This is a genomic window from Mycobacterium sp. NGS57 (assembly GCF_059812405.1).
Genome location: NZ_JCALCP010000004.1, coordinates 212734 through 224974, shown reverse-complemented (window position 1 = coordinate 224974; position 12241 = coordinate 212734). Strand labels below are relative to the sequence as shown.

At 61.3% G+C, this 12241-nt stretch carries 10 protein-coding genes; 3 read left to right on the top strand and 7 right to left on the bottom strand.

Annotated elements, in window-relative coordinates:
• Nucleotides 1-8: 8 nt before the first annotated feature.
• The 3 genes from AC5Y43_RS09950 to AC5Y43_RS09940 form a co-directional block, all read right to left on the bottom strand.
• Nucleotides 9-1355: a hypothetical protein gene (locus AC5Y43_RS09950; RefSeq protein ID WP_020821580.1), complete on the bottom strand. Its 1347-nt coding sequence runs from the start codon at nt 1353-1355 to the stop codon at nt 9-11.
• On the bottom strand, nt 1352-1774 hold the full coding sequence (locus AC5Y43_RS09945) for a hypothetical protein (RefSeq protein WP_008263947.1): 423 nt from the start codon (nt 1772-1774) through the stop codon (nt 1352-1354). Before AC5Y43_RS09945 ends, AC5Y43_RS09950 begins: the two co-directional genes overlap by 4 nt.
• 99 nt (nt 1775-1873) lie before the next feature.
• The gene (locus tag AC5Y43_RS09940) at nt 1874-2668 is read right to left on the bottom strand and encodes a GntR family transcriptional regulator (RefSeq protein ID WP_020821582.1); all 795 of its coding nucleotides are present in this window, start codon (nt 2666-2668) and stop codon (nt 1874-1876) included.
• A gap of 79 nt (nt 2669-2747) precedes the next feature.
• On the opposite strand from AC5Y43_RS09940, the gene AC5Y43_RS09935 reads away from it, so the two are divergent.
• Nucleotides 2748-3179 carry an NUDIX hydrolase gene (locus AC5Y43_RS09935; RefSeq protein ID WP_008263949.1) on the top strand — a complete coding sequence of 144 codons (432 nt, stop codon included), beginning with the start codon at nt 2748-2750 and terminating at the stop codon, nt 3177-3179.
• Between the two features lie 7 nt (nt 3180-3186).
• Here the strand turns inward: AC5Y43_RS09935 and AC5Y43_RS09930 are convergent, their stop codons facing one another.
• The gene (locus tag AC5Y43_RS09930; RefSeq protein ID WP_224097130.1) at nt 3187-4755 is read right to left on the bottom strand and encodes a hypothetical protein; all 1569 of its coding nucleotides are present in this window, start codon (nt 4753-4755) and stop codon (nt 3187-3189) included.
• Between the two features lie 264 nt (nt 4756-5019).
• Here AC5Y43_RS09930 and AC5Y43_RS09925 point away from each other — a divergent pair, with 264 nt between their 5' ends.
• Nucleotides 5020-5466 (top strand): DUF6188 family protein, encoded by a 447-nt coding sequence (locus AC5Y43_RS09925; RefSeq protein WP_014710938.1) that lies wholly within the window; start codon nt 5020-5022, stop codon nt 5464-5466.
• Between the two features lie 28 nt (nt 5467-5494).
• On the opposite strand, the gene AC5Y43_RS09920 is transcribed toward AC5Y43_RS09925, so the two are convergent.
• Together AC5Y43_RS09920 and AC5Y43_RS09915 are read right to left on the bottom strand one after the other, a co-directional pair.
• Nucleotides 5495-6391 (bottom strand): alpha/beta fold hydrolase, encoded by an 897-nt coding sequence (locus AC5Y43_RS09920; protein ID WP_014710939.1) that lies wholly within the window; start codon nt 6389-6391, stop codon nt 5495-5497.
• A complete protein-coding gene (locus tag AC5Y43_RS09915) occupies nt 6388-9474 on the bottom strand; it encodes an MMPL/RND family transporter (RefSeq protein ID WP_024636820.1) in 3087 nt (1028 codons plus the stop codon). The genes AC5Y43_RS09920 and AC5Y43_RS09915 overlap by 4 nt, the downstream gene beginning before the upstream one ends.
• 796 nt (nt 9475-10270) lie before the next feature.
• Between AC5Y43_RS09915 and AC5Y43_RS09910 the strand changes: the two genes are divergently transcribed.
• Nucleotides 10271-10906, top strand: a complete 636-nt coding sequence (locus AC5Y43_RS09910; RefSeq protein WP_014710941.1) for a TetR/AcrR family transcriptional regulator — start codon at nt 10271-10273, stop codon at nt 10904-10906.
• A 58-nt stretch (nt 10907-10964) separates the two neighbouring features.
• Here AC5Y43_RS09910 and AC5Y43_RS09905 read toward each other — a convergent pair whose 3' ends face one another.
• Nucleotides 10965-12158 (bottom strand): cytochrome P450, encoded by a 1194-nt coding sequence (locus AC5Y43_RS09905; RefSeq protein WP_014710942.1) that lies wholly within the window; start codon nt 12156-12158, stop codon nt 10965-10967.
• Nucleotides 12159-12241 lie beyond the last annotated feature (83 nt).

The following is a 12241-nucleotide window of genomic DNA, read 5'->3' as shown; positions in this document are numbered from 1 at the left end:
CGATGTCCTCAGTTCTCTGCTGAACCAGCGCGACTTGAGCTTGTAGGCCCGTATTCTTGTGCGACAGAACGGATTAGCGAATCGGGCCAGAAGTCGGCGCGTACTCGCATCGTTGACCCGTCTTCGGCGATGACGTATCCGGTACCAGGCTCATTTGGGTTGATCCGATGCGCGGGGGCGGCGTCGGCGAGGCCGTCACCCAAGACCATGGCGACTTCGTCGCGTGAGCGCAGCCGCAGTGCGACGGTTTGGGTGAACAACCCGCGCATGGGCAGAATCTCCTTGCGAGGGTCCTGCATGAATGCGGCGACCACGATGCCTACAGCCCTACCCTTTGTCAGGATGCGTGAGAGTGAGCCCGCAACTTGCTTCCTCAGTGCCGCGTCCGTCATGTATGCGGTCAAGCCCGCGAATTCATCGATGAGCAGCACGACGAGCGGTTCGGCGGTGCTCGGTGTGTGCGAACGCGCTCGGCCGGCCATCCTGCGACCGCGGCTGTCTAGTAGCTCCTCCAAGTTGGTCAGCAGTCTCGCGGCGTTGGCCTCGGTCGTCGCAATGCCGCTGAATAGTGCAGACCCGACTGACACTTCGATCCCGTACTTGAGATCCACGGCGAACAGCCGCACGGTTCCCGCCTTGATGGCTGGGCCTAATCCGCCTGCAATGCCCCAAAAAACGGAGCCCTTGCCCGCACCCGAGCACCCAACAGTGAGGGTGTGCAGGCCGGCGACGCGCAGAGTCCATGCCGACCCATTCTCACGCCGGCCGACCTCGACGCCCGTCGGCTCGACGCTGGTTGGGAATGCAGCGGTCTCTGCCTCTGAAAGGCATTGTTTCATAACGAATTCCACGCGAACCGTGCCGGGGCCGATCAGTGTCGAGCGGGCGGAATGCGCCCCGACAGCGTCACGAATTGCGGGGACCGCGTTTTCGAGGTCGTCCACCGTCTGGCCGGTCCGTGTTCGGACTGTCATCCGTAGGCAGTCGCCGAACATGCTCACCCCGAGAAGGCGAGGATGAGTCCAAACTGTCCTCGTCCTGCTCTTGCCCTGTGCGTCCGTGCGTGTGACGTGCTCGGGAGTCGACAACCCGCAGGCCTTGGCAACCCGTGGCCAGGAGATCGATGCCCAGATCAGCCATCGGGCCCGACATGCTGGTGTTGCAACATAACGCCCAAATGTGGCGGGGGAACGCACTCTCCAAACGACGAGCGAAACGGCGACCACGCCGATCACCGCAATGAGCCACATGGCGCCGACCGCCAGCAGGTGCGTGAGGTCAAAGAAGTCGATGCCGGCGTCGGGATCTGGAATCGAATACGGATCGCTAGGTACTACGGGGTCGTACGGACTCATGCTGACACCCGGTCTCCCGCTGAGGACCCCGCCTTGCCGGTGTCCGCAGTCATACCCGAGGCCCGAAACGACCACGCGATGCGGCCGGATTCGCTCGAACGGTCTACGTACGGCAATATGTATAGTTCCTCGAAAATCACTGGTGTGAAGGGCATTCCGGCAGTGTTCGGTGGGCACACAGGCTGCTTGGGCGTTGCGAACTTGACGGTGAGAGTGCGCGCTCGCTTACTAGCTGTCGGGTCGCCGTCGAGGACTTCGACCTGCCACAACGGAGCGCCTGATTCTCGATCAGTCGCCTGGACCTTGTTGTCCTTCGTCGACCGCTCGTAATCGATCACCGCCGTCACGTCGGACACCACAAACGCTTTGCGTGGGAAAACCTGCTGGTGTGACACCTTGAGCCATTTCGGCACAGACATTTGTCGACCTTTCATGAGAACTGCTCTAGACAAGTTGAGGTTACATAGTCGTCTAGAGGAGTGCAACGGTCGACGCCCAGTTGATCGAAGACTTTGGGCTCAGCGGGCCGGGAACTCGTATTCGAGCAGGTAGGCGGAAGCAACTTTCACCGTGTCGCAGACCTCAACCGCCACGTCATTCGCGTCATATGCGGTTCGCAGCACTGTCAATACGGGAACGCCTGGTTCGAGTTCCAGTTGCCGCCGTTCTTCGGGAGTGGGCATTCGGGCTGCGACCTCCTCGGTGAAGTGACCGAGTACGTGGCCATTCTCTTCCAGTCGGGCGTAGATGCCCCCGGGCCCAGTGTCCACCTGCTCGATCCTCGTGCCTTCGGCGAAAGCAGCCGGGATGAAGGAGACCGCCGTTTCAACCGGTCGGCCATTCGCCAGGTAGCGGCGCGATCGCACGACGATGTCATCGTCCGGTGATAATCGAAGTCGTTCCGCTACAAACGAATTCGGCTTCTCGCGGCTCACCGCAATATTGTCGACTTGCGGCGAGTAACCCGATTTCTCGGCCTCGACGGTAAACGCCGCCTTGCCTGCCGCGCGATGCTGTCGCGCGAATCGATCCGACGCGAGCCGGCGGATGGGGGGCGTCGGGCGAATAAACACCCCGCGGCCATGCTGCGAGACGACCAGTCCCTCGGAACGAAGCTCCTGCACAGCTTGTCTTACCGTCATGCGTGCCACACCGAAATGCTCGATAAGTTCCGTCTCAGACGGCAGTCGTTCCCCGGGAGCTAGCCGGTTGGAACGGATCGCTTCTCGCAACATGCCCGCGATCTGCCGATATGGCGGCTTGTCATCGGCTCTGTCGATTTGTCCAAGTTGCAGCACCCGCTGGCCTTCCATCACATGTCTAGACGACTAGTCTAGGAAGCCAGTCAACCCGTGTCTCTTCTGCCGGCATCGAACAAGGAGGACCCCAGAAATGGCAACCTCGCCTAAGCACTCGGTCAGTGTCGCCGGCATCGTAGTGCGTGACGATGATCGCGTTCTCGTGATCAGGCGGGACGACAACGGCCACTGGGAAGCCCCTGGTGGTGTACTCGAACTAGGCGAATCTTTTGAGGACGGTGTTCGGCGCGAAGTCCTTGAGGAAACCGGATTGACGGTGAAGGTAGAACGTCTCACCGGCGTTTACAAGAACCTGACCCATGGGATTGTCGCTCTGGTCTACCGCTGCCATCCGGCCGATGGGGACACTCACCCCACTGCGGAAGCCCGCGAGGTTCGTTGGATGACAAGGGAGGAAGTTCAGTCAGCGATGAATCCTGCATTCGCGGTGCGTGTACTGGACGCGTTCGACGAAGAAACTCATTCGCGGGTCCATGACGGCGTCAACCTCGTGTCGGGCTGCTAGGGGTCCACTACACGCTGTCCGGATGTAATCCGAACAGTGCTTGATAGAACACTGCTCGCTTTGGGGGCGCTGGCTCGACCTCGCCCGGACGAGCCTGCACGCATCCCAGGAACGCACTAGACGACGGCGCATTCGCCGGTTTGTTCCGGACGATAAGTTTCGTGAACGCTTCGATGTACTCGAGCGCCGCTCGGATGAGGGTGAAACCGGTTGTCGCAAGGTCGGCCACCATTGACGAACCGGTAAAGGGCGAAACAGGTTCGGTCTGCCACACTCCCAGCGCGTCGTAGTGGTGCTGAGTCATCTCATTGTCGGCACCGAGGGCTAACTCGGGAATCACACTGAGATTCAGCGCCACGTTCATCGTGTTGCCGTAGCTGCGGCCAGGGTGGGTGTCGACGGCAAGAACGCCATCGTGGATGTGATTCCTCAACTGCTTGCAGAGCCACGCATACACCCGCAGGCGCGTCACGTCACCCAAAAGTGACTGGTCGTACTGCGTTCGCACTTCCTTGTCGATGAAGGTCCGCGAGTCGAGTGATCCCCGAGCCTTTTTCCGATCAACTGACGGGTCGACCATCGCTTGGTAAGCACGCCCGAAAATATCGAAAACTGCTGCAAGATAGAGTAATTCACGGTCAAAAGCTTCAGCGGTAGCCTCGGCAACATCTTCGTTCCGCTTCCCGTCCAGCGGGTTCGACAGCGCGGCCAGCAGATCGTCGAACGCGCGCGCTGCACGTCTCAGGCGGATGCGAACCGACGTGAATGCCTCTGCGGCCTCAGGTCCACCTTTAGCGGCAGCCGCAAACATTGAAGCGGCATCGAAGTATGGCAATCCGCTGACCGTGCCCCAGTCGTAAAGATTGACGATGGTCGCAGTCGACTCCGTCGTCTCCCAGCTTCCGCCACCCACCAACATGCCGCGCTCGACCGTCACAACCGGATTGCTAGTCACCCGCAAGTAGTGACCGATGAGTGGTACAGCCGCGTCGGGTGTCACGCTGACGACCACATCGTTGTCGGCGACATCTGTTCGTCCCGCAGTGGGGGCGGTGGTGACGATGGCATCGATGCCAACAGCCCCGGCGGCGGCAGCATAGGCAGCTGCACGATGTCGCTGATCGAGCGTCAACGGGGGGAGGCCGTCCGGCGCATCGTGCTCATCGAGCTGCTGGTACGCGGCGAAGAACCGAGCCTTGGACCAGGCACGGTAGCTCTCGCCACGAGCGGTGCTGACGGAGAACTCGGCCGCGTCGCAGAACTTGCCTGCGTCAGCTACGTTCGTGAAATTGACGGTGTGGCAAGGCGGTTCATCGAGCAACTCGGTCCACCCGCTCGGAGCTTCCGTTGCCGCCGGGATCAATAGGTGCACCTCGATCTCGTCGCGCGTCAGGAACCCGGTGATGTAGCCCTCCTCCGGCGGCTCCGCGATGGTCCCGACATCAATGCCCAGCCGCACCGGGCGCGTTGCCGGCCTCAATGGGTACAGAGGCTCCAACTTCGAGTCTCTCGTCGGCGGCCGAACGTAGCGCATGAAGCGCCAGTTGGGCCGGCCGGATGGGATGGTGATCGCCATATTGGGATGGTCGCACTTGGGGATGACAACTCAGATCGGTCCGTAGTGTTCGCATTCCGACGACTGCATGCATACGGCAGGTCAACCGACCGCAGCCACACCAGAGCCGCACGGCAGGGGAGGCGCGCGAGCGCATTGATCGAGGTTTGCAGCGCATTCTTGATGCATGGAACGCCCGCGATAGCGCATAGGAATACTAATAGTATCGTTGCGCTACTATCGGTAGCATAGATGGGACTCACCGACGCGTCGAAGGGGGCGGTTATGCACACGCAATGGATTGAGCAATGCACCGTTCAGCGAGTCTCGCTGCACGAAGGGCTCATACTCGACCTCGACGGTTACAACGAATTGGTGATTTCCCGACCGCTGCGACTGACCCTCCCGCCGGCAGGAGCCTGGCCGTCGGATGAAGTGTTGATCGACCCCATCAACCTTTCGCCCGAGGAGCGGCCACTGTTGGACCTTGCCGGAGCGATCTGCACGCGCGCCTGGTGCGACGACGACGGGGCCTTACATCTCTGTTTCTCCCCCGGCCACCGCATCGACGTCGACCCGGATGTAGCGGCGACCTCGTGGGAACTCTATGGCAAGTGTCACGGATACGTGGCGTGTCTGCCGCGAGGTCGCGTCCGAGCGATTCGGCACGACCTTCCTGTCGACGAGAATGACTCAGACGCAACACAACCCAAAGCCATGGCACATCAGTAGCCCGGGTGGCTGAAGACTCGCTGGATGCTTATGTCAGGGTCCTCATGGCGCGGTCGAGGAAGTCGGTAACCGCGGCGGTGAACGCGTCGTTGTTGTCGCCGGCAACCATGTGACCGGTGCCGGTGACGTCCGTCGTTTCGGCGTGCCTGACGAGCTGGCGGAATTCGCTGACGGTTTCCTGGGAGACTACGTCTGAAAGTGCCCCGCGTACCAACAGCGTTGGGGCCGTGATTCGACGTGCTCCTTCGGCGAGGAATCCGCTGATGGCGTCGAACTCCTCGCTGCCCGTCATGAGATTGCCTTGGAGGACATCGAAGTTGGAGCTGATGAAGGCCGGGTCCCAGCGCCAGATCCATCGGCCATCGCTACGTTGGCGCAGAACCTTGTGCAGGCCGTCGAGATTTTCGGGTCGCGCGCGGCGTGGGTTGTATTCGGCGATGACATCGGCGGCATCATTGAGCGTGCCGAATCCGTCGGGGTGTCCGGCCATGAATGACAGGATGCGACGGGCCCCATGAAATTCCATTCGCGGGGTGATGTCGACCAGGACAACGGCTGCCCAGAGGTCGGGTGGGGCCAGCAGATGGGTAGCGAGGATGATCAGCCCACCCAGCGACGCGCCGACGACGGCGGGGGGACTGTCGGCGCTGACGTGTCCTCGTACCGAGATCAGATCGGACACAAACCGTTCGATGTCATATTGTCCGCTCGGGTCCCAGTCGCTGTCGCCGTGACCTCGTGTGTCGTAGGCGACGACGGTGTAGCCGTGGGAATAGAGTCGACGGGCGGTGGTGGCCCACGCGTGACGGTTCTGGCCGCCGCCATGGAGCAGCAACACGACGGGGTGAGTCGCGGCGTGCCGGTAGCAATCGGCCACGAGAGTGATCCCGTCGCTGGTGCGGATGCGCTCTCGGCCAATTGTCATGTGGTCCGGTGTGGTCGGCCGTTGTGAGTCGAGGATTTCCGTTGCGGCCACCAGCTGGCCTCGCGCAGGAGCGTAGCGATCGCGGGCACCGTGAGGGTGCGAACGACGAAGGTGTCGAGTAGTAGGCCGCAGCCGACGATGAATCCGACTTGGATCATGATTCCGACAGAGCCGACCATCAGGCCGAACATACTCGCGGCGAAGATGAGCCCGGCTGAGGTGATGACTGAACCGGTGTTTGCGACCGTGCGTAGCACGCCGACGCGAATGTTGTGAGCGGATTCTTCGCGTAACCGCGAGATCAGCAGCATGTTGTAGTCGGCGCCGACGGCGACCAGGATGATGAACGCCACAAGCGGTACGGGCCAGGCGATTTCCTTACCCAGGCCGTATTGGAAGACGAGCGTCCCAATGCCCAGTGCCGCGCCATAGTTGAGTACGACCGTACCGAGGAGGTAGAGCGGGGCCAGCAAGGCACGCAGGAGAAGGACAAGGATCACTCCGACGATGACGAGCGTGGCGATCGCCAGCAGATGAAAGTCGGCCGACAGCAGGCGCTGAATATCGGAGTTGACGGCGGGGAAACCGGCCATCGATATCGTGGCGTTGGCCAGGGAGGTGTTCGGGCGTGCGGCCCCGGCAACTTCGGTGATTTTCTGAGCGAGATCCATCGCTTGGCTGCTGTAGGGGTTGTAGCTCGATTCGATCGCGAAGCGGGCGGTCTTGCCATCGGCCGACATAAAATGTTTTGCCACATCGGCGAACTGGCGATTCTCGAAGGTGTTGGCGGGCAGGTAAAAGCCGCTGGCGTTGTCCGAACCGGCGCTGGACCGCGCGGAATTTTGTAATTGGGTGGCGACCTGACTCATGCCGGACAACATTTCGATGTTGCTGTCGGCAAGGGTGTGCACGCCGGTGGCCAGGGCTTGTGCACCCGACGCGAGCTGGCTGATGCCGTTTTGGAGGCGGCGGATATTGCCGGCCATGTCGGCGGGATCGCCGAGTGCTCCGAAAGCCTTGTTCAGCGAGGTGACCGTGCTCTGCAGATCTGCTACGGTGCCCGCCGCATTGTCGCTGCCCGGCTGGTACATGTCGCCCAGGTTGGCGAGCTGGCTGAAAAAGCCGCCATCGCGCAAGGTCACCAGAATCTGCACCTGATCGCGGATCTGGGCACACTCGGGTGTGGTGGCACACCACGGGGAGGTGTTGAGCGCACCAACCAGCGGATCGATCGTGGCGATCGCGTTTTGGGCTTGTTGAGCTTCTTGACGCAGTCCCGGCCCGGTTCGGATCGCTTGATCGATGGTTGGTGTGGTAGCCGAAAGTTGCTGCAGCAGAGGGCGAAAGTGTTGAAATTGCGATCCGCTGGACTGGGCTTGGGTAAGGACCGCGGTCAGCGGTGTCAATGCCGTGCGCAGGGTGGTGTCAAGTTGCGCCAGGCCGCCGGCGAGTTGGTCGGCGCCACTGGTGAGTTTGGCCAGGTCGTCCTTATGGGCGTCTCCCTTGGCGACCGCGCCGGCCATCTTGTTGCCGATCTGGCCGTTTTGCCACGAGAGCTGTGCCTGATCGAGGCGTGCACCGGTGGGCCGAGTGACACCGGAAACCTTGGTGACGCCCGGCAATTGCGACACTCGAGACGCCATTTCATCTAGGTCGGCTAGGCCTTTACTGGTGCGCATATCTGTGGGTGATTCGACGACCATGAACTGTGTGATGACGATATCTTTGCGGAAATGCCTATCCAGCAAGCGATAGCCCTCATTGCTGGTGGTCGTCGCCGGCTGTCCTTGCCGATCGTCGTAGCTGATGTGCATAGTCAGCGCGACAGCCGCGAGGCCTAATACAAGTGCCAGGCTGGCGGCCAGCAGTGGGGCGGGTCGGCGGACCACGGCCACGGCGATCCAGTTCCAGTATCGGCGCGTGCGGTCAGCTTTGGGTTCGCCAATGCCATGTTTCGCGGCAAGCGCCAATACCGGAGGAAACAACGTTACTGTAGCTGCGACTCCGACAAAGACAGCGATCGCGCACGCCGGGCCTAATGCGCTAAATACGCTCAGCTTCGCAAAGACCAAGGATAGAAACGCAAACGCCACAGTCGCGGCGGAAGCCATGATCACCCGCCCGATGGTGGCGGTTGCGTTAATCACAGCCAGGTCAGCCGAAATCATCTGGCGGCGCTGCTCGTGATACCGGCTGATCAGAAACACGGAATAATCGGTGCCGGCACCCAACAAGATGGCAGTCATGAACGCAATCGTGAATTGCGACACCGGCATTCCTGATTCGCCCAGCGCCGAGAGCACCCCGCGCCCGACCGCCAGGCTCACACCGATCACGAGCAATGGCAGCAACGCGGTAACTAGTGACCGATAGATGACCAGCAAAATCACCGCGATCAGACCGGCTGTCACGATGGAGATGCCAATCAAATCCTGCTCAGCCGAATCGATTAGATCGCTGAATGTCGCGGGAGGTCCGGTTACACGAACGATCGTGGACGTACCGCTAAACGACTCGGCGACAATAGCGCGCACCGCCCGAACGGATTCCGCCGCTCTAGGATCGCCGAGCGTGCCAGCTACCCCGACCGGCACATACCACGCCTTGCCATCCTGGCTCATCGCCTGACCCGCAGTAACGGGGTCGGCTAACAGATCCTGAACCAGTCGCACGTGCTGGGAGTCGGCACGCAACCGCGAAACCATCGTTTTGTAGCGCTGACGCACCGGCGCAGTCAGGCCCGTCGGGTCCTCGAATGCAACAAAGACGGTGGTCTTGGACCCCTGCTCGCCGAATGCCGTGCCCATCCGGTCAACCGTCTGCAGCGATGGAGCATCAGGGGGGACCAGATTCACCGACTGCTGTTTCACAACGGTTTCCAGCTGGGGGAACAGCATCGCCAGGACGCCGGCGGTCACCACCCACGCCCCGATGACCAGCACCTTATGTCGGATGCTGAACCCCGCCAGGCGAGCTAGTCGATCACTGTATGCGCCCTCGCCCGCCGCGACCTTGCGAAGTTGCTCCCGAACTGGGCGACTCAGCGTCGCCACCCCCGAGGAAACCCACCCGTTGTCCGCCATCCCCCACCTCCGTTATCCCAAAAGAAACTAACGGTGTCGGAACAGTACCGCTAGTACCCTTTCGCTTCGTCGCCGAAACCGCGACAGGCGTGCACCCGTCGACCGCTACCGCACTACTCACCTGGATTGGCCCGAGAGCACCCCGCAGGCGACGGACCAGCATTTCGCGCCTGGCGCGACGTGCCCCTCGGCGCGCAGGTTGATTGACCGTGACGACGCACCGTCGCCGAAATTCTGAAAGGTTCATGAACGCCGCAGACGAAAAGCCAGCCGGGAAGTTAGCCTGGTGGGATCGTCGTGCACGTGGTTGTACATTTCCCGGTTCATCAAATTGTCGTCCAGGTATGAGCAGTAGCGAGGCGGGTAATGCCGAGGACGAACGCGGTCTTGGTCCGGCGGCGTTCGGTGGATGTCACTGGTAATGGTGCGGCCGCTGAGCCTGAAACCGCGAGCCGCACTCATCCACACTTGGGTCCTGGTTAGCGCAAGCAGCGCATTCATCGCAGAACGCCATCCTCGGCGTGTGCGAGTCCCTGCCGCACAAGTTGGGAGGGTTCGTGGGATGGCCTCATGAACCGACATGCCAGCCGTGCATTGGTGGCCTTTTGGACCACGGGTTGTTCGAGCCGTTGCCTGATCACGAATCCCCCTACTACGCACAAACCCCTACGAATAACTGTACTATTGGTAGCGCTATGCTACCAACAGTAGCGTTAGTTGGGTAGTGGCTGGATCAATCGCCAATGCAGATGCGATTCGGTGCGGGCCAGGTATGCGTAGGGTTTACGGTGACCATATGGAGCGCGACGGTTTTGACATGCCGGTCGACGACGATGTCGATCCGCGCCTGGTGCGCTCCCGGACCCGGCTATTAGATGCAGCCACCAAACTCCTCAGCGCCGGCGGGATTGAAGCCGTCACCATAGACGCGGTCACCAAGGCCTCTAAAGTTGCGCGCACGACCCTCTATCGCCACTTCAGCAGCTCCACTCAACTACTGGCCGCCACATTTGAACGGCTGCTGCCGCAGGTTCACCTTCCGCCGGCGACGGGATCGTTGCGCGACCAACTCATCGAACTGTTGAGCCGACAGGCCACGCTGTTCCAGGAGGCGCCGCTGCACGTCACCACACTGGCTTGGGTCGCGCTTGGCCCAACATCAAACAGCACTCAGGAGACCTACGATCGGCACGCGCTGCGGACCCGGATCATCGAGCAGTATCGCCAGCCGTTCGATCTACTTTTGCAAAGCCCCGAAGCCTGCGCCGACCTCGATGAATTCGACCCCGAGCTGATCCTGTGCCAACTCGTGGGGCCGGTCGCCTTCGCGCGCCTCACCGGGCTGCGTGCCATCGATCGTCAAGACTGTGAGCGCATCGTCGATGACTTCCTCGCCGCGCACCGCCGCAAGGTCGACGAGCCCGCATCGTAGTGATCCCGCTCCGCGGGAATGGCGCCGCCCCAGCCGCTCTGCCTGACGCGCAGTTCGGCTAATTTGCCGACCACGAGATAGGCAAAGACATATAGCCCCGGATGAGGCCCGACCGCAGGCGCTGCGCGTTCTCTAGGTCGACTTCCCAGTTGGGCACTCGGGCCAGCAGGGCGCGCAACGCTATCCGGGCCTCCATCCGCGCTAATGACGCACCGAGACAGAAGTGGATACCTCGGCCGAACGCCACTTGATGTTCGGGTTTGCGCCCGATATCGAACACGTCGGGATCAGCAAACACTCGTTCGTCACGGTTAGCCGAGCCGAACAACAGCAGCACTGAATCACCGACGGACATCGTGACGCCATGCAGCGTGACGTCGCGGGTCAGAGTTCGTGAAAGTCCTTGCACCGGTGAGTCATACCGGAGGAGCTCCTCAACTGCGGGACCAAGCAAGTTGTCATCGGCGACTAGTCGTCGGCGAATGTCGGGATCGCTCGCAAGCACTACTGCGGCGTTGCTGAGCAGGTTCGAGGTGGTCTCATGGCCTGCGATGAGCAGCAACAGGCAAAAGCCAAGGAGGTCCTCGTCAGTAAGACGCTTTCCGTCGATCTCGGCGGACACCAAGGCCGACATCAAGTCGCCGCGCGGTTCGCGTCGACGCTCGGCGAGGAAGTCGGTGAAGTAGGCATAGACGGCCGCAGCCGCGGCCAGCCCCTCGCCCATCTCACCGCGCGCCGGATTGGACTGGACCATCGTGGTTGACCACTGCCGAAACTGTGCGCGGTCCTCGCGAGGAATGCCGAGCAAATCAGCGATCACCATGGCCGGCAGGACGGCGGCAAAGTCGGCGGCAAAGTCAACCGACCCTGCGCCCCGGTCAAGGCAATCTGATAAATCCTCCGCCAGGTCCTCAATCCCACTACTTAACGCCGCGATGCGCCGCGGGGTGAACGCCTTGCTTACCAACGCGCGCAGCTGATCGTGTCGCGGGGGATCCATCAAAATCATCATGGGCAAGAACGATGCGTGGAAATCTGAGCCCGGTGGAGTTGGAAATATGCCGTCCACGGATGAGTAGGTGTGATGGTCAAGCAGCGCGCTGACGACATCTTCGTGGCGACTGAAAACCCACGTGTTGGAATCGGCTGCGCGATACAGCGGGGCTTTGTCGCGCAGCTGCCGGTAGATGGGGTAGAGATCGTCCTGAATCGTCGCATCGAACGGGTCGTAGCGAAGTTGCACCGTCGTCATCTGAGCTCCTACCGCTGTGAATCTAATTATACGGCTGTCTAATCCAGTAGTTTAGACTGTAAGTCCAACCGAGAGGAGCGTCA